This window comes from Rheinheimera aquimaris, assembly GCF_020531985.1.
In the GTDB taxonomy this organism is placed as follows: domain Bacteria; phylum Pseudomonadota; class Gammaproteobacteria; order Enterobacterales; family Alteromonadaceae; genus Alishewanella; species Alishewanella aquimaris.
Genome location: NZ_JAJAVQ010000003.1, coordinates 329,923 through 354,343, shown reverse-complemented (window position 1 = coordinate 354,343; position 24,421 = coordinate 329,923). Strand labels below are relative to the sequence as shown.

Here is a 24,421-nt window from a genome sequence, read left to right as displayed (position 1 = left end):
GCGGTGTTAACCCAGCAACAAAGTGTAAGCGGTTATGACTGTCATCACAGTTTTATCCGTAACACCAGCCAACGGAGAACACATTGCAGTATCAGTGGATTTTATTTGACGCCGATGAAACCCTGTTTCATTTTGATGCCTTTGCCGGTTTACAGTTAATGTTTTCCCGCCATGACTATCAGTTTGATACCGCCGAGTACGACTATTATCAGTCAATCAACCTGCCGCTGTGGCAGCAGTACCAGCAAGGTGAGATCAGCGCAAAACAGCTGCAGGTAAACCGTTTTACCCCCTGGGCTGATAAGCTCAGTACCACAGCCTCGGCACTTAACAGCGCTTTTATGCAGGCGATGGCCGATGTGTGTACCCCGCTGCCGGGGGCGGCAGAGCTGATTGGCGCCCTAAAAGGCCGGGTAAAGATGGGCATTATCACCAACGGCTTTACCGAGCTGCAGCAAATCCGGCTGGAGCGCACCGGCTTTGCCGATGTGTTTTCACCTTTGGTGATTTCTGAGCAGGTCGGTGTGGCCAAACCGCATATTGATATTTTCAACCATGCGTTCTCCCTGATGGGCCACCCGCCCAAGCAGCATATTCTAATGGTTGGCGATAACCCGCACGCCGATATTAAAGGCGGTATCAATGCCGGTATCGATACCTGCTGGCTCAACCGCCACGGCGCAGCACGGCCAGAGGGCATCACGCCGCATATCGAAGTCAGCTCGCTGGCACAGCTGCAGCAGTGGCTGTTGGGGGAAAGTGCTTAAGTGCTGGCTGGCAAAGTGAGCGAATTTTCGTTATAAACGCCGATAACTTCATTTTGCCAGAGCCACTGCTATGACTGAGCAACACGTACCGCTGACCGATTTTATTGAATATCCGCCAGAGCAAATGCTGGCCCGGGCTACGGAGCACCTGGCTGACATCCGTCGCCGCCATTCTATCCGTAAATTTTCTGACCGGCCGGTTGCACGCGAACTAATAGAGCAATGCATACTGGCGGCAGGCGCAGCACCAAGCGGCGCCAATCATCAGCCCTGGCACTTTGTTGCTATTCAAAGCCAGCAGGTTAAGCAGCAAATTCGCACCGAAGCAGAAGCGCTAGAGCAGGGTTTCTATGCTGGCCGCGCCGGCGAAGAATGGCTGGATGCATTAAAACCGTTGGGGACAAATGCCAACAAAGCCTATTTAGAGACAGCGCCTTGGCTGATAGCTGTATTCAGTAAAAAGCGCGGCGGTGTTGAAGATCAGGACGATAAAACCAATTACTACGTACACGAATCGGTTGGTCTGGCTACCGGTTTTTTACTGCAGGCACTGCACCACGCCGGTTTGGGCACTTTAACCCACACACCGAAACCGATGAGCTTTTTAAGCAAAATATGCGGCCGCGATAACGACAATGAGCGGCCATATATGCTGATTGTTACCGGCTATCCGGCAGCAGATGCCACTGTGCCGGTGCATGCGCTGAAAAAGAAAAGCCTGGAGCAAATCTGCAGCTTTCTGTAATTTTTCTGGCTATTTTATCAGCTGATACTGCTGTGCAGCGGTATCGGTTTGTAAACCAAAATGGCCCAATACATAGGTATAACTGCCATTTTCACCCCAGATACTGCTGCTGTGTATACCGTACACCAGGCAGCTGCCGGTTGAGCATACTACCTGATCGCTGTAGCTTTTTATTGAATACACTTTCTGGCCAAAGCGGGTGCCGTACAAGCCATCTAAAAACGGGCTCGATACCGACAGCCCAGCACTGCCGCAGGTAGAGTTCCACACATTGTACGGGTACACGCCACAGCTTAATAAGCCGCGAAACGCACCGGCAATACCGACAAAACTGTTCACCTGTGACGCAATAGCCAGCTTATCAATTTGCTGCGCTGCCAATGTTGCGCCCATTGAATGGCCGATAACATCTATTTTGCCGGTGCAGGAACTGGCTAAGGCCTGTTGCAAAGCATTGCGTACCGGTGTTTCTTCACTGCCGCTGTGGTCATTACAGGCGGCGCAGCTTTTCGAGCCCCAGTCTGGCCGGTAAATATCGCTGCTGCTATAGCCTTTGCTGATTAAGTAGTTGTAAGTGTTGTTCCAGCTGGCCGGCGTCGCGGTATTGCCGTGCACCAGCACTACGGCATCAACACAAGCTGCCTGCAGCATCAGGCTGCAGCTGGCGAAAAGGCTAAAGAGGGTAGTAAGGACGATATTTTTATAGTTATACATGGTGTTAGCTCCTGTTGGGTTGCAACACAAGCTAAGCAGCTGCTGAAAAATGCACCATAGCACTTTAGTGCTGGGGTATAAGATTTTCATTTCATGTTTAAATTAAGTAAATTAAAGGTTGATTGATTTGGCGTTGTTGGTTAGTTTAATTTTCCGAAAAACAAACTCGTATGGAATAAGCCGACAGGGAGTCCTTTATGTTAAATTTCGAAAAGCTATGGTCAGATTTCCCCAAGAAAAATGAGATAAAAGGAAGATGCTTTAACAAACAGCAAAACACGTCGCAACCTTTTAGTGATTACTGTGCCATTTTACTCAGTGAGACCTTGATACGTTCAGGTGTTTCAACAGCGAGTTCTGGAGCAAACAAATGCTGGTCACATGCGGGCATGAAGCATATTTTGCTAGCTGAACAGATGGCAGACTGGTTGTTCAAAAGCAATATAAAAGGGCTTGGAAAAAGAGAAAGCATCTTGCCCGCTGAATTTCAGGAGAAACTGGAAGGCCGCACTGGCATCATCTTTTTCAAAGATTATTGGACACGGGGCAATGAATCTTTTGCCAGTCGGAGTGGCGATCACATTGATTTATGGAACAAAGATCAGATAACCAGCTCGTCTATGTTCACCCGCAGTATTTTAGAGTTTTTCGGTCGAGTAAGTGATTTAAATCAGGCAAAAGAAATTTGGTTTTGGGAGGTGAAATAATCAGCCTATGAAAACATTGTTGGTATATACCGGCCTGACATTACTGAACTTTGCGGTGTGTTTTTTTATTTTTAATTATTCCTTTAACCAGCAAGCTACGCCTTTTTTAGTGGAAGAGCAGCGGGTAGAAAGCGGTTTATTGATGCTGCAGACAACATTACCAGCCTATCTGTTGTGGTCAATATTAGTGAGTTTTGTGTTTTATTGGATTTCGAGAAAACTAAAGAGCCATCGCTAACATGAACCTCTTACCAGCAAAGTACGGCGCTATAGTGTATTCATCTGATATTTAAGCCTTGGCAAGGTTTTACATTGACCTATTTTCCATGCAGATTGCCCGCGAAACGCCCGAGCTGATTAGCCTAGTGAAAGATGGTTTTAATATCGTTATTCATACCCCGCCATTTGATATGCCAGCGGCGCAATTCAGTGCGGTGAAACTGTTTATGACGGTCGATAGTCTGGTAGCGGCAAGGGAAAAAGCGCAGCAACTTGGTGGTAAGGCGTTTGATGGCGAATGGTCAAATCCAATTTTTACCGTGTGCAATATCACAGATTCAGACGGCAATGTGATTCAGCTGCGGGAATTTAGCTGATAGAGAATGATATACCTCTAAAGTGAAATTATTGAGACGTTCGATGAGCAGAATTCACGTAAGATATTTTTTCGCAGTTTTGAGCTTGCTCAGCCAGTCAGCTTTTGCAATAGATTGGCTAGATGAAGATTGTGGTCGTTACGGAGCTTACACAGGAAAATTGTTCTCTTTAAGTATCGCCACGTCATTTCATGGAACGTCAGAGTTCAAATTATGTAAATCTGAATCTCAAAAGTATTTAGTTGTCTCTACAATTGATTTTGTAAAGGTAGATGAAAGCCAGCCATTAGCCAGTCGTGCTTCGCGATATAGAATTCAGTTGTTCGAACAAGAATATGCCCAAGTTGCTTCCCTCTATAAAAAAGCTTTGTCTTATAACACTTTAGATGATGTTATGGGAGTGGATGGCTCTACATGGTGTTTAGAAAGTCAGAGAGGAATTAATTATACAAAAGCCTGCTTTTGGACGCCTAGTGTTAACTATGAAGAAAGAGGTCTAGTCGGGCTGTACAATTTGGCTAATTACCTATGGGAATTTACGGGATTAAACAAAAATGAAAAATTGCAGCTTTATTAGCCACTTGCACAAGAAGCTTAGTTGCGTTCGAAGATACACCTGGTTTTGATAAGATGCGTCGGCTGAACCAGAGGGTTTACAGAATGATTCGCTTATTTTTTATTTTACTATTGGTGCTTCCGCCAGCGCTGCTGGCAGATGATGAGCATTTGAGATTGGCATTAGTTTTCGAAGATTTGAGTAGTTCTTCAGACAAATTAGCTTTTGTGGACAGCAAGATGCCGTTAATTGAAATGCATGCAGCTGGAGATGAATCCAAAATACATAAGATACATGCATTTTTAGTCAAAGCACTTCAATCTGAGGAATATAGAAGATCCAAAGCCGAAGTTTATAAAAGACAATTCTCTGAGGAGGAGCTTAGACAACTCATTGAGTTAGTTAAGACCCCAGCTTATAAGCTCTTGAATGAGAGGCGCCACGACATTGCGCTAGATACTCAAAGAACAATGATACTTTTTATGCAGAAAACGTTGCAAGATTTTCAAAATCTTGATGGAGACTGATGGCAGGTTAAGTGCTCTGAAAATGATAGTGTCGAGCAGATGAAAAGCGTAATTAAGCTTCAAGGACTAACTTACTAAGAAAAGCCCGCTTGTGCGGGCTTTTTACTTTAGCCGACTAGCTTACCAGCCGCATTGCTGGCCTTTGTTCTGCTCGTCTAGATAGGCTTGCAGCGGGGCGAAGTAATCCAGTATCGCGGTGGCGTCCATCTCCGGCTTGCCGGTTACTACTTCTAATGCTTGCTGCCATGGCTGACTTGAGCCCATTTCCAGCATCTGGTTTAACTTAGCGCCGGCTTCTTTGCTGTTGTAAATTGAACAGCGGTGCACAGCACCTTCGTTACCGGCGATATCACACAGTGCCTTGTGGAACTGGAACTGCAGAATATGCGCTAAGAAGTAACGGGTGTAAGGCACATTGCCTGGCACATGGTACTTGGCGCCCGGGTCAAAATCGGCTTCTGAACGTGCTACCGGCGCTGCTACGCCCTGGTATTTTTCACGCAGCTGCCACCAGGCTTCGTTGTAGTGCTCGGGCGTAATTTCGCCGTTAAATACTTTCCAGCGCCACTGGTCTACCAACAGGCCAAAAGGCACAAAAGCAATTTTATCCATCGCCATTTTAAGTAGCAGGCCGATGTCTTTGCTCTCATCCGGCACCTTATCCAGCAGGCCAATCTGCTTTAAATAACCCGGTGTCACTGATAACGCGATAGTGTCGCCAATCGCTTCGTGGAAACCGTCATTGGCGCTTTCCTGGAAGTATACCGGCTGGTCTTTGTAAGCGCGCTGGTAGAAGTTATGCCCCAGCTCGTGGTGAATAACCGAAAACTCTTCGCCGGTACGCTGAATACACATTTTAATGCGTAAGTCGTCTTTGGCGTCTAAATCCCAGGCGGAGGCGTGGCATTCCACATCACGGTCGGCCGGTTTTAAGAACAGCGAGCGCTGGTAAAAAGTTTCTGGCAGCGGGGCAAAGCCTAACGAGGTAAAGAAGCCTTCTGCGCCTTTAACCATCTTAATTTCGTCATAGTTATGCTGCTCGAGCAGTTTGGTCACATCGTAGCCCGGATCGGCATCTTTAGGTGCAACGATATCGTAAATATTGCCCCAGCTTTGTGCCCACATATTACCCAGTAAATGCGCCGGAATAGGTTTATCCAGCGGTACCTTGTCGGCGCCGTATTGCTCGGATAACTTGCTGCGCACATGGCAGTGCAGCGCTTCATACAATGGCTTTACCTGATCCCATACCCGGTCCAGCTCTTTGGCAAAATCATCGGCCGGCATATCGTATTTAGAGCGCCACATCGCGCCGGTGTCGGCATAGCCCAGCTCTTTCGCACCTTCATTGGTCAGCTCAATTAACCGCGTGTACAGCGGGCGCATGGGTTTGCTGATTTCGCGCCAGGCCTGCCACATTTCCAGCTGTTCGTCGTAATCACGGCTGCTGGCCATAATGGCTGACATATCGCCCAGTGATAAACATTTGCCATCGGCTTTGCAATATTTGCCTTTGCCATACAGGCCACCTAATTCGGCGACGATTTTCGCCATCTCGGCGGTTTTTGCTGCATCTTGCGGTGCCGGTAAGGTCAGGGCCAGTTTCAGTTTATCCAGCTTACGGCGGCTGTCATCCGACAATGCTACCTGGTCGAATTTCGCCGCTGCCGTGGCCAGGTTTACCATTTCTACTGTCAGCTTTTCGTTGACATCAGCCGCCAGTGATGCGGTATCTTCAGTAATAAAGTTAGAATAAATCCACTCGGCGCGGTTAGATTCTAAGTACAGCTGCTCGAGCTTGGTTGCCGTTTCATCTAAAAAAGCGACCGCATCGGCTTCGGTTAAGGCGCGTTGCTCCGCTTTAGCGGGGGCGGCGGTTTGTGGTTTGTCGCCACAGCCGACCAGCAGTAACGCTGAGCCAACTAAGGCTGCTGTCAGCGAGAGTTTAAAAGGTGTCATAGGTATCCCCTGGTATATCGTTATTGTAATTAGCGCTGCCAGTATAGCCACAGCGCTATAAGCAAACCAGTATACAGCAGCTCAGTGCTGCTGTTTTTGCTGTAACTGCCACATGCGGGCATATTCACCCTTGGCTGCGAGCAGCTCATCATGCGTGCCTTGCTCGGCCAGTTCGCCGTTTTTCAGCACGATAATATTGTCTGCATCGGTAATGGTAGATAAGCGATGCGCTATGACCAGGCTGGTATGATTACGAGCCACCTCGCGCATGGCCTGCAATATGGCCTGCTCAGCGGCAGAATCCAGCGCGGAAGTGGCTTCATCAAACACCAGTATTGGCGAGCGTTTTAAGATGGCGCGGGCAATAGCGATGCGCTGCTTTTCACCGCCGGACACTTTTAAGCCGCGTTCGCCCACTTCGGTAGCGTCACCTTTGGGCAGGCTGGCAATAAAGCCGGTTAAATGTGCCAGCTCTATGGCATGGTCGATTTCTTCATCGCTGGCATCGGGGCGGCCATAGCGGATATTGTCACGGATGCTGCTGTTAAACAGCACGGTATCCTGCGGCACTATTGCAATAGCGCGGCGCAGGCTGTCGAGCGTAACACGGCTGATGTCTTGACCATCAATGCGGATGCTGCCAGCGCTGACATCGTAAAAGCGGTACAGCAAACGTGCCAGCGTGCTTTTACCGGCGCCACTGGCACCAACGACCGCCACTTTAGTGCCGGCCGCTACCCGAAAACTCAGCTGGCGCAAAATAGGGCGGCTGGCTTGATAGCCAAAGCTCACCTCGGCAAATTGCAGCTCGCCTTTTTTCAACTGCAGCTCTGCGGCGTCTGGATGGTCGGTTATTTGTGGCTTACGTTTTAATAAGCCCAGCATGTTCTCCAAGTCAGTTAAGGCGCGGCGAATTTCGCGGTAAACAAAACCTAAAAAGTTAAGCGGTAAAAACAGCTGGATCATATAGGCATTAACCATCACCAAATCGCCCAATGTCAGTTGCTTGCTGACCACTTCATCAGCGGCCAGCCACATTAGCGCGGTGATGGCGGCGGCAATTATAAAAGCCTGCCCCGAGTTCAGTGCCAGCAGGCTTAAACGGTTTTTTAACCGTGCCTGCTCCCATTTGGCTAAAAAACTGTCGTAGGTTTGGGCTTCGTAGTGCTCATTATTGAAGTATTTTACCGTTTCGTAGTTCAGCAGGCTGTCGATAGCGCGGCTGTTAGTGGTGTTATCAGCCTGATTGGCCTCGCGGGTGTATTTATTGCGCCACTCGGTAATCACCACCGTAAAAAAAATGTACAGCGCAACGGCCAGTACAGTAACCACGGAATACAACGGCGAGAACAGCGTGGCGAAAATTACCGCCACTGCCAGAATTTCAAACAGCGTTGGTGCGATGTTAAACATCAGAAAGCGCATTAAAAAACTTAAGCCGTTGGTGCCGCGCTCAATATCGCGGCTGATGCCGCCGGTTTGCCTGTCCAGATGAAATGCCAGCTCTAAACTGTGCAGCTGCTGAAACACTTTAAGGCCAAGCTGTCGCATGGCGTGCTCGGTAACACGGCCAAACAGTGCATCGCGTACTTCACCAAAAAACACCCCGGCAAAGCGCAGACCGCCGTATAGCAGCAACAACACTACCGGTACCAGCACCAACGTATGCTGGCCACTATCCAGCGCATCAACAATATATTTAAGCGCCAGTGGCATAAGCAGTACTGCAGCCTTGGCGGCAATCAGCGCCAGCAGGGCCAGCAATACGCGGTACTTAAACTGCCACAGATAGGGCCAGAGCATTGTTAGCGTTTGTTTCAGGTTAGTGGCTTCCGGCCGCTTGGTCGGGGCCGGTTGTTTTGCTGCAGAGCGCATACCGCGCATTGCGTTGTCCTTATAGCTGTATCAGGCGTAGGTGCAAAGGTACGCGGTATCTACTGCCACCTGCAACTGAAACTTGCTGTTGGCCGGTACTTCAAACTGCTGGTTACGGCTAAAGGTTTGCCAGCCATTGCTGCCGGGCAGCAGTACAGTGAGTGCGCCGCTAATCACGGTCATGACTTCGTGCTGGCTGGTACCAAATTCGTACTCGCCCGGTGCCATTACACCTACCGTGGCGGGTAGTTGCTCACCGGCAAAGGCGATAGAGGCAACTTTGCCGTCAAAATACTGGTTTACTTTAAACATGGGGTTTCTCCGTTAATAGGGCGGGCTTTAGTAAACCCGATCCGCTACGCGGATGGAAGTAGCAGTTAAAAATTTAGATGTCTTTACGGCTGATTTTGTCCTGGCAGGCTTAAGTAACCGCTGCGCTGAAGGTGAGTAAAATTTACTGACGATTTTGTGTAAAAAAATAGACCAGGTTATTTATCTAAAGTTAATGATTCTGCCATAAAAGCGTTTTATATTCGCTTGTCCTTAATAATAAAGCAGGGAGAAAACATGAAACTCAGGACGCTATCAGCAACTATCGCCATGTTACTGGCACCGGCAGTGAATGCCGAGCTGTTTATTTCAGAATACGTGGAAGGTTCAGGCAATAATAAAGCGCTTGAACTGTATAACCCAACCGATGCTGCCATTTCACTTGATGGCTATGCGATTAAAGTGTATTTCAACGGCAATAACTCTGCCGGTACAACGGTTAATCTGCAAGGCAGCGTGGCGGCAAAAAGTACTTTTGTCTATGCCTCCAGTGCCGCCGTGGCTGAGCTGGTTGCGCTGGCTGATCAGACTTCAGGCCAAAGCCTGTGGAATGGCGATGACGCCATAGTACTGACTAAGAATGATGTGGTTATCGACTCATTCGGTCAGATCGGTTTTGATCCGGGTTCTGCCTGGACAAGCGGTGATGTGACGACAATAGACCGCACCTTGCGGCGTAAAAATGTCGCGTATGACACCAATACCGGCGATGTATTTGATCCGGCTGTTCAGTGGGACGTTTTTGCTACCAACAGCTTTGACGATCTTGGCTTATTTAATGGTGAAGGCGGCAACCCGGGTGATCCGGATCCGGATCCTGAACCGATATTAAATTGTGGTGAGCCCACGACGGCCATTTCAGCTATTCAGGGCGCTGGCAGTGCCAGCCCGTTAGTGGGCCAGGTGGTGCAGATAGAAGCCGTGGTTACCCAAACTCTGCCGGGTCTGAAAGGCTACACAGTGCAGGCAGTTGGTAGCGAGCAGGATGGCGATGCAACAACCTCTGAAGGCTTGTTTGTTTATGTCAATAACAGCGCGCTTGCTGTTGATGTTGGTCAGCGCGTACGCCTGCAAGGCACTGTGGGTGAATACTTCACCCAGACACAGCTGGCGGATATTACAGCCACGCTGGATTGTGGTAGCAGTGCATTGCCAGAGCCGGTAGAAATGAGCCTGCCGGTAGCCTCTCTTACCGAGCTTGAAGCGGTGGAAGGTATGTTGGTGCGCTTTAGTCAGCCACTGACAGTAAATGATACCTTCACGCTGGGCCGCTATGGCGAGCTTACCTTATCAAACGGTCGCCGTTATACGCCAACTCAGGTGGTTATGCCAGGCGCAGAAGCAATTGCGTTGGACGCCCAGCATGCGCTGAACAAGATTCTAATCGATGATGCCAGCACGGTACAAAACCCGGCAACAGTACCTTACCCAACCGGCGGTTTATCGGCATTTAATACGGTACGCAGCGGCGATACGGTAACGGGGCTTGCGGGTACCGTGCATTACAGCTTCAATGAATACCGCGTAATGCCAACTGTAGCACCAACCTTTATCCAGACCAACCCGCGCACTGCAGCACCAGAGTTGGCCGCAGCAGGCAATGTGAAAGTCGCCAGCTTTAACGTGCTGAACTACTTTAATGGTGACGGCATTGGCGGCGGTTTCCCAACGGCACGTGGCGCGCATACAGCATTTGAGTTTGAACGCCAGCGGGCAAAAATTCTTTCAGCGATGAGTGCACTTGATGCCAGTGTTATCGGTTTAATGGAAATTGAAAACGATGGCTACAACAGCTCGTCGGCTATTGCTGATTTAGTCAGGGGCTTGCGCACGGCAACAGGTAATGACAGTTGGCAGTATATTAACGCCGGTGGCCCGGTCGGCAGCGATCAAATTGCGGTTGGCCTAATTTACCGTAGCGACCTGGTGGAGCCTGCTGCAGAGCTGCTGATACTGAACTCAGCCAATTCAGCGCTGGACGAGCAGGGTGTAGCTTTGTTTGATGATAGCCGCAACCGGCCTATGCTGGCGCAGCGTTTCCGCTTATTGGAAAACGATGCGGAGTTTGCTGTGATGGTGAATCACCTGAAATCGAAAGGTTCAGGCTGTGGCAGTGCTGATGGCGATAAGGGTGATGGCCAGGGCCAGTGCAATATAGCGCGTACCCGTGCGGCGCAGGCTATAGGCGTGTTCGCCGCAGAGCATTTTGCACAGGTGCCGGCATTGGTGATTGGTGATCTGAATGCTTATGCTAAGGAAGATCCTATCATGGCGTTGGCGCAAGCAGGTTACATCAATGTGTTTGAAGCGTTGGGTAAAGAACCCGGCCACGGTTATGTGTTCTCGGGTATGTCTGGCTCACTCGACCATGCACTGCTTAATGATGTAGCTCTGCAGCATCTGGCCGATGCCACCAAGTGGAATATTAATGCTGACGAGCCGATAGTGCTGGATTACAACACTGAGAACAAGTCAGAGCAGCATCTGGTTGATTACTATGCTGCTGATGCTTACCGCTCATCAGATCACGATCCAGTTGTAGTGGCATTTGACCTGCCAGCTGCGATACCTGAGCTGGATGTCAGTCTGCAATTACAGCGTACTGTCAGTGCCCGCTTTGGCATGAAGCTGACGCAGCTACGCTGGTCAGGTGAGGGCAGTGGTTTAATGTTGTACCGTGACAATGAGCAAATTAAACCGCTGAACCGCTCCGGTTTAATCAACGATAGCTTCCGCTCAGAGGCAGTGTCATTCAGCTATAAAATTTGTCAGCCGGCTACCGGCAGCTGCTCAGCAGAGCTGCAGGTAAACTTCGATTAACACAAACATTGTTACCCACAATAAAAACGCCGGCTATTAAGCCGGCGTTTTGTTAGCAGCGAGAGATCAGGCTGCTTTATCTTTTTTGTCTTTCTCCACCGCACCGGCGCCTTGCTGGGTCAGGGTTTTATCTGCTGCCAGATACTCTGGCTCAAAGTCATCGACATTGATAGCGAACAGTCGGCCTTGCTCAGCGTCACGCAGTAGCTTGGCTTCGGCTTCGCTGATAACTTTCAGCTCTAAACCTAAGTCGGCCACTTCATTCAGGCGGTAAAACGGCAGGCGTTTACCGGCAGCATGGCTGACTTTATCAAACACAGGCTCGGCAACCAGCACATCTTTTAATGCCTGCTCCATTCTGCCCAGCTGATTCAGCGGCTCGTTTTTCAGGTATAAGTGATGGCCAAGGCGTGAGCGGGCTTCGCCTGGTGTCTGCATGATACGGGCAACTTTATGCTCGGTAACATCAGAGGCTTTACGCAGCGTACGGCCCCATGGGAACACCACGCGTTTTAACACTGTACCGACGATACGGTTCGGGAAGTTATCAAACAGTTCGTCCAAAGCCAGTTGGGCTTTAGCCAGGTTGTCTTCACAGCACCATTGCACCAGTGGCAGATCTTCAGCTTTACGGCCTTCATCATTAAAGCGTTTTAACACTGCTGATGTCAGGTACAGCATACTTAAGATGTCACCCAGACGGGCAGAGATGCGCTCGCGGCGTTTTAAATCACCACCCAGGGTGCCCATTGCTACATCCGACATCAGGGCTAAAGCAGCACTGAAGCGGTTCATCTGTTTATAGTACTTTGCAGTAGCATCGCTGTAAGGTGCAGTGCTAAACACGCCACCGCTTAACGATAACCAGAACGTACGGAAGAAGTTACTGATAGCAAAGCCAATATGACCAAACAGTGCTTTATCAAAAGCAGTGACTGCTGCCGCTTCATCATCCAGCTGCGCTGCCTGGAGTTCAGCCAGTACATAAGGATGGCAGCGGATAGCACCCTGACCGTAGATAATCATGTTGCGGGTTAAAATATTGGCACCTTCGACGGTAATTGCAACCGGTGCACCCTGATAACCACGGGCCAGATAGTTATTTGGCCCCATACAGATACCTTTACCGCCATGCACATCCATCGCATCAATAATGGCCTGACGCATACGTTCGGTCATATGGTATTTGGTAATGGCAGAGATAACCGACGGTTTCTCACCTAAATCGATAGCGCCAACCGACATAGTGGTTGATGCTTCAGCCATATAGGCATAGCCGCCGACGCGGGCCATTGCTTCTTCAACGCCTTCCATTTTACCGATAGGCAGTTTGAACTGACGGCGGATACGGGCATAAGCACCGGTCGCCATAGCAACGGCTTTAATACCGCCGGTACTGTTAGAGGGTAGCGTAATAGCACGGCCTACCGACAAACATTCAACCAGCATGCGCCAGCCCTGGCCGGCCATTTTTGCGCCACCGATAATGTAATCCAGCGGCACGAAGATATTGTCACCCTGAGTAGGACCGTTCTGGAACGGTACGTTCAGTGGGAAGTGACGGCGGCCAATTTTGACGCCTGGTGTGGTTACCGGAATAAGGGCACAGGTAATCCCCAGCTCTTCTTTGTCACCCAGCAGTTTTTCCGGGTCGTACAGTTTAAATGCCAGACCCAATACTGTCGCGATAGGCGCCAGCGTAATATAACGTTTGTTCCAGGTCAGGCGCATACCGATGACTTCTTTGCCTTCCCATTCGCCTTTACAAATGATGCCGGTGTCCGGAATCGCACCAGCGTCAGAGCCAGCTTCCGGGCTGGTCAGCGCAAAACAGGGTACTTCCAGGCCTTTAGCCAGGCGCGGTAAGTAGTGTTTTTTCTGTTCATCAGTACCATAGTGTTGCAACAGCTCACCCGGGCCTAACGAGTTAGGTACACCGACAATGCTTGATAACACCATGCTTTTACTGGTTAATTTTTGCAGCACACAAGACTGGGCATAAGCAGAAAATTCCAGACCACCGTATTGCTTTTTGATGATCATGGCGAAGAAACCTTTGTCTTTCAGATACTGATAGACTTCAGGTGCCAGATCTGCCCGCTCATGCGTGGTGTGCCAGTCGTCCATCATGGCCAGTAGCTCTTCTACCGGACCGTCGAGGAACGCTTGTTCTTCAGCACTTAAGCGCGGAACCGGGAAATTATGCATCTTGTGCCAGTCTGGGTTACCGCGAAACAGATCTGACTCCCACCAGGTGGTACCGGCATCAATCGCTTCTTTTTCTGTGCTGGACATTTCCGGCATAATTTTGCGGTACAGTTTCAGCAGCGGCTTCGTCAGGTATTGCTGACGCACGCTGGCAATATTCAGTGGCAAAGCCACTAACAAAAATATAACCCAGCCCAAGGTAGAAACCACGTCTAGCGCTGTGCCAATAGCCAGGATAATGGCGATGGCTGCTGTAAACATGGTAAGACTGGCCCGGTTATATGCCAGAGCCGCAATGGCGGCAACAAGCACCACGCATAGAATTAACATTTCCATTTTTTACTCCCAATCAGAGGTCTGACCACTATCCGGCTAGAGTAGAACGCTTTGCACAAAGTTGCAAGCCCTGAACAGTACAACACAGAAAGTGATTGTCAGCTGAAGTGGCAACTTATACGCTTAAGCATAGCCGGTCGACGCGGCTTAGTCTGCTTAAGGTAAGATGTACTATGTGTGAACTACTTGGCATGTCAGCCAATGTGCCAACCGATATCTGTTTTAGTTTTAAAGGTTTGAAGGAGCGGGGCGGTCGCACCGGGCCGCATAAAGATGGCTGGGGCGTGGCATTTTATGAAAACAAAGGCGTTTGCACCTTTAAAGATGCGCTGCCAAGCTATCAGTCAGAGATCGCCAGACTGGTGTCGGATTATCCGATAAAAAGCTGTGCTGTCATCGCCCATGTCAGGCAGGCTAACCGTGGCCGTGTCGCCCTGGAAAACACCCACCCGTTCAGTCGTGAGTTGTGGGGGCGCTACTGGACCTATGCTCATAATGGTCAGTTAAGTGATTACCAGCAGCTGCCGGTAGACCGGTTCACGCCGGTTGGCACCACAGACAGTGAACGGGCGTTTTGTTATCTGCTCAGTGCGCTGGATAAACGTTATCCGGACAAACCGCCAAGCCGTAAAGTGGCGTTTAAGTTTATTCAGCGTCAATGCAAAACACTGCAAAAACTCGGCGTGTTTAATATGCTGCTGACCGATGGTGAGTACTTATTAACCTACTGCAGCACCAAGCTGCACTGGATCACGCGGCGGGCACCTTTTGGCATGGCCCGTTTGTCAGATGTGGATGTCGATATTGATTTCAGCCGTGAAACCACGCCGGATGATGTTGTGACCATTATTGCCACTGAGCCACTGACGAATAATGAGCAGTGGCATCAAATGCAAAGTGGTGAAAGTCAGCTGTTTCGCTATGGTGAAGCGCTGGCCTGAATGGCCGGCGTAAAATCCAGTTTATGCAGCTGGACGTCGAATTGCTCAACGTTGTCTTCACCGCGCCACAGCCTTACCAGCATATAGTCAAGCTCAGGCGCTACCCAGGCATAAATTTGTTTGTCGCTGTTTTGTTCGATACGGGCAATACGCAGTGTTTTGATATTGCCATAAGGTAAAGGCAGCATTTCTTCAGCGACGACTTTGTAGTGGTACATTTTACTGTCGCCATGCCGGTTTAATACGTTGTAATGAAACTCTGTCTGGCCGGCTTTTAAATCCAGCGCCAGCTGCAACTGATAGCTTATTTGATCCAGCCAGTCGTCTTGCCAGCTAACATCTTTTGGCTTACGGTTTTTACCTTCGCGCAGTATGTTCTGCTGGCGGTCAAGGTTAAGTTCATAGTAGCGGTCCGGCCCGGTGCCTGAGCGCTGCATGGTGTAACGCAGTGGCTTTATTCTGCCATCTTCGAGTATAAAATCAGAAGTTTCACGACGTGAATCAGAGAATATCATCCAGCTGATATCGCTGCTATAACCCGCCTGATAGCCTTGCTCTGTGACTTTCAGATAGCGGTTAGCTTCACCGTGCTTTTTACCGGCACGATAGACGATATAGTCGGCATTGAAACTACTCAGCTTGGGCGTTTCGGCGTAAAGGCTTTTGGTAAATAAGGTTGCAACTACAATAAAAGGCGCCCATAAGCGCCAGTTAATCTTCTTCATCATTGGCGTAACCGTTGGCTGCTAAAATATTGCCGTCCAACCATGCCTGATCTGCTTGCTGTTGTAAACGGTTTTGGCAAAACCAGCGTACAACTAACGGATAAATTCGGTGTTCCTGTTCATGAACACGCTCAGACAGTGTTGCCACGTCGTCGTCGCTGAATAAAGGCACTTTCGCCTGCAGTACTACCGGGCCGCCATCGAGCTGTTCGGTTACAAAATGCACACTGCAACCGTGTTCGGTATCGCCTGCGTCAATGGCGCGCTGGTGAGTATTCAGGCCCTGGTATTTAGGTAGCAGCGAGGGGTGAATATTCAGCAAACGGCCGGCATAATGCTGCACAAAAGCCGGGGTTAAAATACGCATAAAACCTGCCAGCACCACCAGATCAGGCTGGTGCTGGTCGATAGCGTCTATCAGCGCTTCGTCATAATGATCACGGCTGGCATAGGTTTTGTGGCTTAACACCTGAGTGGTAATGCCGGCATCGCTGGCCCGTACCAGGCCGTAAGCATTCGCTTTGTTGGCGATAACGGCACTAATTTTCCCCGGGATAAAGCCGCTGCTGCAGGCATCGATAATGGCCTGCAGGTTGGAGCCGCTGCCCGAAATCAGTACAACAATAGATTTCATGACAGGCCTTATTCGTTTATTACCACTAACTCATCACCGGCAGCGGCAGCGTGAATTTCGCCCAGATGCCAGGCAGTTTCACCGGCAGCACTTAATAAGCTAAGGGCGGTTTGCAGTTTATCCTGCGGTACCACTACGATCATGCCCACACCGCAGTTAAAGGTGCGGTACATTTCATGACGGCTGATATTACCCTGCTGCTGCAGCCAGTTGAAAATTGCCGGCCACTGCCAGCTGGTGCCATCGATAACGGCTTTGGTATTTTCTGGCAGCACGCGCGGGATGTTTTCCCAAAAACCACCGCCGGTGATGTGGCAAAGTGCGTGCACCGGAGTTTGCTTGAATAGGTCCAGTAAGTTTTTCACATAAATGCGGGTCGGTTCCAGCAGGTGGTCAGCGATTGACTTGCCTTCGAGCTGTGTATCCGGGCTTTGTCCGCTCACTTCTAATACTTTACGGATCAACGAAAAACCATTTGAATGCGGTCCGGATGATGCCAGGGCAATCAGTTGGTCGCCTGGTTGCACTTTGCTGCCATCGATGATGTCCGCTTTTTCTACTACGCCAACGCAGAAGCCCGCGATGTCGTAGTCCTCGCCGTGGTACATGCCCGGCATTTCGGCGGTTTCGCCGCCAACCAGTGAACAACCTGACTGGTAACAGCCTTCGGCGATGCCATTGACCACAGCTGAAGCAGTGTCGACATCCAGTTTACCGGTGGCGTAATAATCCAGGAAAAACAGCGGTTCTGCACCTTGTACCACTAAGTCATTTACACACATGGCGACCAGATCGATACCCACGCCATCATGACGTTTCAGATCCATAGCTAAACGCAGCTTAGTGCCGACACCGTCAGTACCCGATACCAGTACCGGTTCTTTGTAGCCGGCAGGGATTTGGCACAGCGCGCCAAAGCCGCCTAAACCACCCATAACTTCCGGACGACGTGTGCGTTTAACGGCGCCTTTAATTCGTTCTACTAACGCGTTTCCTGCGTCAATATCTACTCCGGCGTCTTTGTAGCTTAAAGATGTTTTCTGCTCGCTCACGGCTATCCTCGAATGGCTGAAAGTGGAAAGGCTTAAAATTGGCGGCATTTTACCTGCTTAACGCCGCCGACAAAAGCCTTACTGCATAGCATTTGCCATTGCCTGTTTGACATAACCGTGCAAACTGATGCTGTCATCACGGGTTATTTTATGGTAACACACTGATGCAAATGGAAATTCCTTATCCTGGAACTGCACAAAAACAAAAGGTGCAGTTTCATCCTGCTGGTTGTGTTGCCAATGGCCGCCGACATGAGCAATAAACAACTCACCTATGTAAGCCCCCAGAATGTTTGATAACGTAAACAGCATTTCTGCTGAATGGTGTTTGGCTTTTTCCCTTGCATGTAATTGGCTAAGCACATTATCTACAGCAGTTAAGCTGTCAATATTGCCATCCAGCGTTTGTTGATGTTCCTCTTTTGCGTAGGATACTGCATCGGCGGCAGCATCTTGCATAAGTTGATTCAGTTCTGATTGTTGCATAGTGGCCTCAGCTTTTCTGATGGGCTGCCAGGATTAACTGGCGTAACTGTTTACTGCCTGGCCCCAGGGTTTCTTCCTTGGGCGTAACCAGTGAGATGGCGGCAATACGTTCGCTGCTTTGTTTCATATTAAGTTGTATCAGGCTGCCTTGTTGTAAGGCGTCTTCAACCATAAAGTCGGGTAACCAGCAAAAACCAAGACCAAGCTGCAGAATTTCAATGGCTTCATAAAAATTATCGACGGTCCAGCGCTGTTCAGCGCGCAGCCAACCGACATTATCCAGTGGCTTTTGTGCGGTGTCGCGAATAACCAGTTGCAAATGCTGGCTCAACTCGTTTTGATCAAGTTCAGTTATACCCGCAAGCGGGTTATCGCGGCCGGTTACCGGTACAAAACGGGTAACACACAGCGGCTCACCAAGATAGCCCTTGGGAATAATGGCGGATGCGGCGATGACCAGGTCGGCTTTTTTCTGCTGAATAATTTCGGTACTACCGGTAATAACACTGTCTATCAGTTGAATACGGCTACCGCGGCTTAGCGGGTAAAAAGCGGCCAGCGCTGCATTTAAAAAACGTCGCGGGTAGGCAAGTTCAACTGCTACCCGGATCTCCGGCTCCCAGCCCTGATCAATGTTTGCCGCCAATAGCTCTAAATCTTCTACTTGTTGCGTCAGTAAACGTGAGCGGCGCAGCATCACCTCACCAGCTTCGGTCAGATAGGCTTTGCGTCCCCGTACTTCTAACAGCTCTACGCCGAGCTGGGTTTGTAGCTTGGCAACAGCATGATTTAACGATGACTGGCTTTTACTCAGTAACTCTGCAGCCTGAGCATAGCCACCGGCGTCCACTACAGCCTGTAGTATGCGCCATTGTTCCAGGGTTGAGCGCGGACGATAGGGCATAACGCTAATACCACTCTTTAATTCTAGTTATCGGCAATAAGCACCGCCCGCAGCGGGGCAGGGTAGCCTTCAATGGTTTTACTATGATCAGTTGCATCAAGAAAATCAATCAAACTTTCGTTTTCCATCCACTCGGTTTTACGCTGCTCTGCCAGGCTGGTATGGTTTAAATCCACCAGCCGAACATTGCTAAAACCTAACCGCTGCAGCCAGTGCGTTAGCGCCGCAACGCTTGGAATAAACCAGACATTACGCATTTTGGCGTAGCGTTCACCGGGTACCAGTACAGTGTGCTCATCACCTTCAACCACCAGGGTTTCCAGAACCAGTTCGCCACCCGGTCGTAACTGGTTCTTTAGTTGCTGTAAAAAGTCCAGCGGCGAGCGACGGTGGTACAGTACCCCCATCGAAAACACGGTATCGAATTGTTTGAGCACTGGCATATCGTCTATCCCAATTGGGATCAGGTTTACTGCCGGATCCGGGTTAAAGTGTTTTATCGCCTGAAACTGGGCATAAAACAGTTGCGACGGGTCAATACCTACCACAAACTCTGCGCCTTCTCCACGCATGCGCCACAAGTGGTAACCACTGCCGCAGCCCACATCGAGCACAAAACGGTTATGCAGCGGGGCAATGTGCGGCAGTGCTCTGTCCCATTTAAAATCAGAGCGCCACTCGGTATCAATATCGATACCATGAATGCTGAATGGGCCTTTACGCCAGGGTTTTAATTGTTGCAGCAAATAACGGATCTGCTGCGCTTCACCGCTGCTGATATCGTCTGTATGGCCAAACTGCACAGCGCTTTTTAATTCAGTCAGGCTGCTTTTTGTTGTGGGTAAATTAGCAATGACTTTTTGCCACTGTTTAAAATCACCGTGCAGCGCATCTTTGCTCCAGCTGGCTAACTGCGCTGGTAGTGATTCCAGCCACTTGTGCAGTTTGTTGCTGGCCAGTTGGGCATAAAACGAAGTGAAATCGAGCATAGCTGACCTTATTTGATTGCCACCATAGAGCAGAAGTTAAAACACTGAAACCACAGTGTCTGGCTGCTAAAGCCGGCTGCAGTTAAACGTTGTTGATGCTCGGCCAGCGTATCCGGTTTCATCACGTTTTCAAGCGCGCTGCGTTTTTGGCTGATTTCCAGCTCACTGTAACCGTTGGCGCGTTTAAAGTCGTAGTGCAGCTCGACAAGTAAGTCGTTTGCTGTGCTGTCAGCACTGACAAATTTTTCTGAAAGGAGCAGTAAACCGCCCGGTTTCAGGCCTTGATAAACCCGTTGCAACAGCGCGCTACGGTCGGCTTTGGGTAAAAACTGCAGCGTAAAGTTAATTACCACTATGGCAGCGTTTTCAATACTTTGTTCACGGATATCTGCCAGTTTTACCTGTACCGGCACCTCAGAGCGAAACGCCTGCAAATGTCGCTCGCAGCGCTCCACCATCGCACTGCTATTATCGACGGCAATAATATTGCTGTTTACCGCGTCAATGTTACGCCGCATGGCCAGCGTTGCTGCACCCAATGAACAACCTAAGTCGTAGTAGTTACTGTCAGCCTGCTGAAACCTGCTGCTGAGTTTACCGATGGTCTGAATAATTGTCTGGTAACCGGGTACAGAGCGCTGGATCATATCCGGGAAAACGTCGGCGACCTGAGCATCAAAGCTGAAGTCGGGTACCTGAGCCAGCGGCTCGGCGAAAATGTCATCTTTTTGCATAGGGTTATCTGGCGTGCATGTTAAGTATGGCGATAAAAATGGCTGCTAGTTTAACGCAAATCTGTTAAACACTACAGCAAGCTGAATTGTTGCTCACCCGGCCAGGTGGCCAGGCACTGATGCGGGTAATTCAAATCGCGGGCGAACTGACGGCATAGTTGTGGGGCTAAATCGTTATCCGGCGTATGAAAAAAGCAAAACGGGGTTTTACCCTCATCCAGCCACTGCTGCACTTTTTTAAGCCAGGGCTGATAAAACTGCCTGTTCAGCGCCATATCGTCGCTACCAATAAAGCGCAGTAAAGGTGTAGAGCTAAAACTGATGGCATGCACCGGTACCCTGGGTTTTTTGGCATGCGCATCCACTAACGCTGGTGTGGTGGGGGCGACGGCAAACAGCGCCCGGCTGTCAATAACGACGCGCTCGGCATCAAACTGTTGTAACATCTTGTGCAGCGCAATTTCATAAGTGGCTTTATCAAAAAATGCCGGATGACGTACCTCCAGCGCGCAGCGTCTGTTCTGGCTAATCAGCTGTACCATCTGGCTTATCCGCTGCAGCTGCAAAGGCCCGGCACTTGCTGGCAGTTGTAAATGCACCAGCGCCAGCTTATCTGCCAGTGCTGTCATACGGTTTAACCAATCGGTTAATTGTTCTGCGTGATCACCGCTATCAGCATGACTGATGCGCTGTGGTACCTTCAAGACAAAGCGGTAATGTGTCGGTGTATCCTGGTGCCAACGTTGCAGCGTTTCCGAAGACGGGTCTGCATAGAATGTAGTATTTCCTTCTGCTGAATTAAAAAAACGGGCGTACTGCGCCAGGAAATCTGCCGGCTTGGCATCGGCGCTAAGCAGGCTTGTTTTCCATTTCGGGTTGGCCCATACCGGGCAACCAAGATATAACATCAGCAACTTGACCTTATGAAAGTGGCGGCGTAAAACTAAAGGTACTGCAGTCAGGAAGCATAACATAATGATTGGTAAATCTATCTTGGTATCAGTGTTTGTTTTTCTGCTGTGCATAACAGGTGCGGTCGCAGCGCCATTACCGCAGCAGTTAAAGGTAGCCGTCAGTGTAGACTCTTATCCTTATATGTTTACTGATGATAACGGTGAGGTAGCAGGGCTGGTTATAGACTACTGGCACGAAATCGGGCGTCAGCAGAATATCAGTATTAAGTTTGTCGCGGCTGACTGGCCAGACACATTGAAGCTGCTGCAATCCGGCGAGGTTGACCTGCACGGCGCTGTCGGGCGTACCCCGGCGCGTGCGGCCACCTTTTTGCTAACTGACTTAAATATCGATGCGTTCAGTAATCTCTACGTTATGCGGGATCTGGTGGGGGCTAATGCGATAAAAGACCTGCAGCCGCTTGTCATAGGGGTTATCGAAAACACTGGTCATCTTGCTGTGCTGAAACAGCAATTGCCGCGAGGCAACTTCAAGTATTTTCCTAATGTTTCTGCACTGTATCAGGCTGCACTGGATGGGCAGATTGCAGCTTTTGCCGGGCTTGATCGGCTACCGGAACAGTTTAATGGCCATACTGAGCTCAGACGTTTATTTCCGATGCACCGGCGTATTGCATTAAGCCGCATGGAGCTGGCATTTGCAGTGATGCCGCAGAATAAGGTATTGGCAGAACAATTGTCCCAGGCCACAGCACAGCTAAGTCGAAGTTACCTGGACGAGCTGGAGCGGAAATGGCTTGGCGTTCCGGCTGATAAAGATACTTTAATACTGGGGGTGTCAGTTAATAATCAACCTTACATGCACGTGTCGCCGCAAGGGGACGCGCAGGGGCTATTTGTTGAGCTGTGGCAGCACTGGGCAGAGCAAACCGGAACCAAAGTGGTTTTCGTGCCTGATACGTCATCCAACAATCTGCAAAATCTTAAAAAAGGCCGGATAGATGTGGTTATTGGCTTCCCGGATAACAGTAATTTACCCCAGGGGATTGGCCCTGCGTATCAATTGTATGGTTTTAAATCCCATTATTTCACATTGAACCAACGTAAGTTGGCGCCCTTGACGTCAGCATCAGAAAGTAAAGTTGGGGTCTTTGGCAATGCGCCTTATCAGGCTGAATTGCGCCGGCGTTACCCTCACGCAGAGTTTATACCTTACCGCCAACTGGAAGATATGGTACAGGCTACTTTAAATGGTGAGCTAAGTGGCTTTTTTGGTGCTTCTGCGATCATACCCCTCAGGTTACAGCAATTAAATCAGAATGATGTTTTTGTCGCCCAGCCGGATTCCATGGTTTTTGCTCCGATATACAGCCTGATCCGGGATGACAATACAGAGCTGGCGGAAAAAATCCGTCAGGGCTTTTCAAATTTCACATTGGACTGGCTGATCGAGTTGGAGAAAAAATGGGTTGTGCAACCTGACCTTTGGTATTTCCCGCAATTTCGTCAGCAAATACCGCTAACCGAGACTGAACTTAGTTGGCTGAATTCACACCCGGATTTGCGTGTCGGCATGTTAGATAACTGGCCGCCTATGGAATTCGTTGATGATGCCGGTAACCCGGCCGGTGTTACCGTTGATATGTTTAACCTGTTGTCTGAGCGGCTGAAAGTTGATTTCAACATCCAGATTTACAGCAACTTCAATGACATGCTTGAGGCGCTGGAGCGCAAAGAGATTGACGTGATTGCTAATGTTTCTGAACAGGAAGAACGGCGCCGCTATGCTCGTTTTACAGACGAATTTTGGTCGACACAATGGGCCGTTATCGGGCCACACGACGCAGGTGTGGTAATAAGCACCAGTGAGCTAAACGGAATGAAGGTGGCCATATACAAAGATTATAAACTGGCGAGACATTTAAATGATATTTACCCGCAAATTAACGTAGTGCCGGTAAATTCGTTGCGTGACGGATTGGAGTTATTGCAGCAGGGTAAAGTTGATTATGCTCTGGATTCGGTTGAGGCGGCCAGTGAGATGGTTCGCCAGGCTGGATATTTGTATCTGCGCGTTCAAATTCTGGAGGACTTACCCACTTACCCGTCTCTTATTGCCGTAAGGGAAGACTATGCACCGCTGGTGGTTATGCTGAATAAAGGCTTGCGCAGCATCGGTAAAGAAGAGCGTCAGCAATTATATCAGAATTGGTTCAGCTTTCAGGTAACGCAGGGCATAAATCAGGCCCAGTTCAGGCAAACAATGTGGCAGATTGGCGGTGTAGCTGCCTTGCTGTTGACGTTTGTCGTGATTTGGAATTTATCGCTGCGCAGGGAGGTGTCGCTGCGCCGCCAGGCCGAGCAAAAAATGCGATTTATGGCGACACATGATGATCTGACTCAGATCCCTAACCGCTCTTTGATTAAAGAGAGGATAGAGCAGGCGCTGTTGCAACATGCCCGGCATAATGAAATTTTGGCGTTGCTGTTTATCGACCTTGATGGTTTTAAAGAAGTAAATGACCAGTTTGGCCATGAGGTTGGTGATGAGTTACTGCAAAAACTTGCGGCCATTTTAGGTACTGCAATACGTAAAAGCGACACCGTGGCACGCTTTGGCGGCGATGAGTTTGCGATTTTGCTAACCGGTTTATTAAGCCGGGACGATGCCGCCATCGTTGCAGAGAAAATTCTGCATCAGCTTTCGGAGCCGGTGACATTGTCTGTCGGTGAAGTGCAGGTGGGTGCCAGTATTGGCATCGCAGTGTACCCGGATGATGGCACTGACTGCGCACGGTTGCTCAGAGTGGCGGACAGTTTGATGTACCGCGTGAAGCAGCAGGGTAAAAATCAGTACTGTTTTTCCCGGGCAGTGAATTCGTAAGCGGGCAGTGACATTAAG

General features: G+C 49.6%; 23 protein-coding genes. 10 read left to right on the top strand and 13 right to left on the bottom strand.

Annotated features, from left to right (window positions below):
* Window positions 1-83 precede the first annotated feature (83 nt).
* Window positions 84-767 carry a pyrimidine 5'-nucleotidase gene (gene yjjG, locus LHL18_RS10780; protein ID WP_226767083.1) on the top strand — a complete coding sequence of 228 codons (684 nt, stop codon included), beginning with the start codon at window positions 84-86 and terminating at the stop codon, window positions 765-767.
* 70 nt (window positions 768-837) lie between these two features.
* Window positions 838-1,512, top strand: coding sequence for a nitroreductase family protein (locus LHL18_RS10775; RefSeq protein ID WP_226767082.1), 675 nt, complete (start codon window positions 838-840; stop codon window positions 1,510-1,512).
* A gap of 9 nt (window positions 1,513-1,521) precedes the next feature.
* Here the strand turns inward: LHL18_RS10775 and LHL18_RS10770 are convergent, their stop codons facing one another.
* Window positions 1,522-2,226: an alpha/beta fold hydrolase gene (locus tag LHL18_RS10770; RefSeq protein WP_226767081.1), complete on the bottom strand. Its 705-nt coding sequence runs from the start codon at window positions 2,224-2,226 to the stop codon at window positions 1,522-1,524.
* A 197-nt stretch (window positions 2,227-2,423) separates the two neighbouring features.
* Between LHL18_RS10770 and LHL18_RS10765 the strand changes: the two genes are divergently transcribed.
* The 5 genes from LHL18_RS10765 (at window position 2,424) to LHL18_RS10745 (ending at window position 4,612) form a co-directional block, all read left to right on the top strand.
* The gene (locus LHL18_RS10765; protein WP_226767080.1) at window positions 2,424-2,933 is read left to right on the top strand and encodes a type VI secretion system amidase effector protein Tae4; all 510 of its coding nucleotides are present in this window, start codon (window positions 2,424-2,426) and stop codon (window positions 2,931-2,933) included.
* Between the two features lie 7 nt (window positions 2,934-2,940).
* Entirely contained in the window at window positions 2,941-3,171 is a 231-nt protein-coding gene (locus LHL18_RS10760; RefSeq protein WP_226767079.1) for a hypothetical protein, read from the top strand.
* Window positions 3,172-3,259: 88 nt separating this feature from the next.
* Window positions 3,260-3,529: a VOC family protein gene (locus LHL18_RS10755; RefSeq protein WP_226767078.1), complete on the top strand. Its 270-nt coding sequence runs from the start codon at window positions 3,260-3,262 to the stop codon at window positions 3,527-3,529.
* A 43-nt stretch (window positions 3,530-3,572) separates the two neighbouring features.
* Window positions 3,573-4,106 (top strand): hypothetical protein, encoded by a 534-nt coding sequence (locus LHL18_RS10750; RefSeq protein WP_226767077.1) that lies wholly within the window; start codon window positions 3,573-3,575, stop codon window positions 4,104-4,106.
* Window positions 4,107-4,189: 83 nt separating this feature from the next.
* A complete protein-coding gene (locus tag LHL18_RS10745) occupies window positions 4,190-4,612 on the top strand; it encodes a hypothetical protein (protein WP_226767076.1) in 423 nt (140 codons plus the stop codon).
* Between the two features lie 120 nt (window positions 4,613-4,732).
* On the opposite strand, the gene LHL18_RS10740 is transcribed toward LHL18_RS10745, so the two are convergent.
* The 3 genes from LHL18_RS10740 to ppnP all read right to left on the bottom strand — a co-directional run bounded on the left by LHL18_RS10740 (window position 4,733) and on the right by ppnP (window position 8,758).
* Window positions 4,733-6,571 carry a M2 family metallopeptidase gene (locus tag LHL18_RS10740; protein WP_226767075.1) on the bottom strand — a complete coding sequence of 613 codons (1,839 nt, stop codon included), beginning with the start codon at window positions 6,569-6,571 and terminating at the stop codon, window positions 4,733-4,735.
* A gap of 81 nt (window positions 6,572-6,652) precedes the next feature.
* Window positions 6,653-8,455, bottom strand: a complete 1,803-nt coding sequence (locus tag LHL18_RS10735; RefSeq protein ID WP_226767074.1) for an ABCB family ABC transporter ATP-binding protein/permease — start codon at window positions 8,453-8,455, stop codon at window positions 6,653-6,655.
* Window positions 8,456-8,476: 21 nt separating this feature from the next.
* Window positions 8,477-8,758, bottom strand: a complete 282-nt coding sequence (ppnP, locus tag LHL18_RS10730; protein WP_134056460.1) for a pyrimidine/purine nucleoside phosphorylase — start codon at window positions 8,756-8,758, stop codon at window positions 8,477-8,479.
* 255 nt (window positions 8,759-9,013) lie between these two features.
* Between ppnP and LHL18_RS10725 the strand changes: the two genes are divergently transcribed.
* Window positions 9,014-11,596 (top strand): ExeM/NucH family extracellular endonuclease, encoded by a 2,583-nt coding sequence (locus LHL18_RS10725; RefSeq protein WP_226767073.1) that lies wholly within the window; start codon window positions 9,014-9,016, stop codon window positions 11,594-11,596.
* 66 nt (window positions 11,597-11,662) lie between these two features.
* On the opposite strand, the gene fadE is transcribed toward LHL18_RS10725, so the two are convergent.
* Window positions 11,663-14,140: an acyl-CoA dehydrogenase FadE gene (gene fadE / locus LHL18_RS10720; protein WP_226767072.1), complete on the bottom strand. Its 2,478-nt coding sequence runs from the start codon at window positions 14,138-14,140 to the stop codon at window positions 11,663-11,665.
* A gap of 173 nt (window positions 14,141-14,313) precedes the next feature.
* On the opposite strand from fadE, the gene LHL18_RS10715 reads away from it, so the two are divergent.
* Complete coding sequence (locus LHL18_RS10715) at window positions 14,314-15,081, top strand: class II glutamine amidotransferase (protein ID WP_226767071.1); 768 nt, start codon at window positions 14,314-14,316, stop codon at window positions 15,079-15,081.
* Here the strand turns inward: LHL18_RS10715 and LHL18_RS10710 are convergent.
* The 8 genes from LHL18_RS10710 to LHL18_RS10675 form a co-directional block, all read right to left on the bottom strand.
* Complete coding sequence (locus tag LHL18_RS10710) at window positions 15,060-15,809, bottom strand: DUF3108 domain-containing protein (RefSeq protein WP_226767070.1); 750 nt, start codon at window positions 15,807-15,809, stop codon at window positions 15,060-15,062. The genes LHL18_RS10715 and LHL18_RS10710 overlap by 22 nt on opposite strands.
* Window positions 15,793-16,440 (bottom strand): phosphoribosylglycinamide formyltransferase, encoded by a 648-nt coding sequence (gene purN / locus LHL18_RS10705; RefSeq protein WP_134056452.1) that lies wholly within the window; start codon window positions 16,438-16,440, stop codon window positions 15,793-15,795. The genes LHL18_RS10710 and purN overlap by 17 nt, the downstream gene beginning before the upstream one ends.
* Before the next feature lie 8 nt (window positions 16,441-16,448).
* Complete coding sequence (purM, locus tag LHL18_RS10700) at window positions 16,449-17,492, bottom strand: phosphoribosylformylglycinamidine cyclo-ligase (protein ID WP_134056450.1); 1,044 nt, start codon at window positions 17,490-17,492, stop codon at window positions 16,449-16,451.
* A 78-nt stretch (window positions 17,493-17,570) separates the two neighbouring features.
* Window positions 17,571-17,978 carry a hypothetical protein gene (locus LHL18_RS10695; protein ID WP_226767069.1) on the bottom strand — a complete coding sequence of 136 codons (408 nt, stop codon included), beginning with the start codon at window positions 17,976-17,978 and terminating at the stop codon, window positions 17,571-17,573.
* A gap of 7 nt (window positions 17,979-17,985) precedes the next feature.
* On the bottom strand, window positions 17,986-18,882 hold the full coding sequence (locus LHL18_RS10690; RefSeq protein ID WP_134056446.1) for a LysR family transcriptional regulator: 897 nt from the start codon (window positions 18,880-18,882) through the stop codon (window positions 17,986-17,988).
* 23 nt (window positions 18,883-18,905) lie between these two features.
* Window positions 18,906-19,871: a tRNA 5-methoxyuridine(34)/uridine 5-oxyacetic acid(34) synthase CmoB gene (gene cmoB, locus LHL18_RS10685; protein ID WP_226767068.1), complete on the bottom strand. Its 966-nt coding sequence runs from the start codon at window positions 19,869-19,871 to the stop codon at window positions 18,906-18,908.
* 8 nt (window positions 19,872-19,879) lie between these two features.
* Window positions 19,880-20,605, bottom strand: coding sequence for a carboxy-S-adenosyl-L-methionine synthase CmoA (gene cmoA / locus LHL18_RS10680; RefSeq protein WP_226767067.1), 726 nt, complete (start codon window positions 20,603-20,605; stop codon window positions 19,880-19,882).
* A 71-nt stretch (window positions 20,606-20,676) separates the two neighbouring features.
* Complete coding sequence (locus LHL18_RS10675) at window positions 20,677-21,513, bottom strand: DUF72 domain-containing protein (protein ID WP_226767066.1); 837 nt, start codon at window positions 21,511-21,513, stop codon at window positions 20,677-20,679.
* A gap of 67 nt (window positions 21,514-21,580) precedes the next feature.
* On the opposite strand from LHL18_RS10675, the gene LHL18_RS10670 reads away from it, so the two are divergent.
* A complete protein-coding gene (locus LHL18_RS10670; protein WP_134056438.1) occupies window positions 21,581-24,403 on the top strand; it encodes a transporter substrate-binding domain-containing protein in 2,823 nt (940 codons plus the stop codon).
* Window positions 24,404-24,421: the final 18 nt, after the last annotated feature.

Coding starts and splice junctions, on each gene's coding strand:
- LHL18_RS10670 (WP_134056438.1), top strand. CDS start 21,581: ATGATTGGTAAATCTATCTTGGTATCAGTGTTTGTTTTTCTGCTGTGC.
- purN (WP_134056452.1), bottom strand. CDS start 16,440: ATGAAATCTATTGTTGTACTGATTTCGGGCAGCGGCTCCAACCTGCAG.
- cmoA (WP_226767067.1), bottom strand. CDS start 20,605: ATGCAAAAAGATGACATTTTCGCCGAGCCGCTGGCTCAGGTACCCGAC.
- LHL18_RS10710 (WP_226767070.1), bottom strand. CDS start 15,809: ATGATGAAGAAGATTAACTGGCGCTTATGGGCGCCTTTTATTGTAGTT.
- LHL18_RS10675 (WP_226767066.1), bottom strand. CDS start 21,513: ATGTTATATCTTGGTTGCCCGGTATGGGCCAACCCGAAATGGAAAACA.
- LHL18_RS10715 (WP_226767071.1), top strand. CDS start 14,314: ATGTGTGAACTACTTGGCATGTCAGCCAATGTGCCAACCGATATCTGT.
- LHL18_RS10735 (WP_226767074.1), bottom strand. CDS start 8,455: ATGCGCGGTATGCGCTCTGCAGCAAAACAACCGGCCCCGACCAAGCGG.
- LHL18_RS10745 (WP_226767076.1), top strand. CDS start 4,190: ATGATTCGCTTATTTTTTATTTTACTATTGGTGCTTCCGCCAGCGCTG.
- LHL18_RS10725 (WP_226767073.1), top strand. CDS start 9,014: ATGAAACTCAGGACGCTATCAGCAACTATCGCCATGTTACTGGCACCG.
- LHL18_RS10690 (WP_134056446.1), bottom strand. CDS start 18,882: ATGCCCTATCGTCCGCGCTCAACCCTGGAACAATGGCGCATACTACAG.
- LHL18_RS10765 (WP_226767080.1), top strand. CDS start 2,424: ATGTTAAATTTCGAAAAGCTATGGTCAGATTTCCCCAAGAAAAATGAG.
- LHL18_RS10750 (WP_226767077.1), top strand. CDS start 3,573: ATGAGCAGAATTCACGTAAGATATTTTTTCGCAGTTTTGAGCTTGCTC.
- LHL18_RS10775 (WP_226767082.1), top strand. CDS start 838: ATGACTGAGCAACACGTACCGCTGACCGATTTTATTGAATATCCGCCA.
- cmoB (WP_226767068.1), bottom strand. CDS start 19,871: ATGCTCGATTTCACTTCGTTTTATGCCCAACTGGCCAGCAACAAACTG.
- LHL18_RS10770 (WP_226767081.1), bottom strand. CDS start 2,226: ATGTATAACTATAAAAATATCGTCCTTACTACCCTCTTTAGCCTTTTC.
- fadE (WP_226767072.1), bottom strand. CDS start 14,140: ATGGAAATGTTAATTCTATGCGTGGTGCTTGTTGCCGCCATTGCGGCT.
- LHL18_RS10755 (WP_226767078.1), top strand. CDS start 3,260: ATGCAGATTGCCCGCGAAACGCCCGAGCTGATTAGCCTAGTGAAAGAT.
- ppnP (WP_134056460.1), bottom strand. CDS start 8,758: ATGTTTAAAGTAAACCAGTATTTTGACGGCAAAGTTGCCTCTATCGCC.
- LHL18_RS10740 (WP_226767075.1), bottom strand. CDS start 6,571: ATGACACCTTTTAAACTCTCGCTGACAGCAGCCTTAGTTGGCTCAGCG.
- LHL18_RS10760 (WP_226767079.1), top strand. CDS start 2,941: ATGAAAACATTGTTGGTATATACCGGCCTGACATTACTGAACTTTGCG.
- LHL18_RS10695 (WP_226767069.1), bottom strand. CDS start 17,978: ATGCAACAATCAGAACTGAATCAACTTATGCAAGATGCTGCCGCCGAT.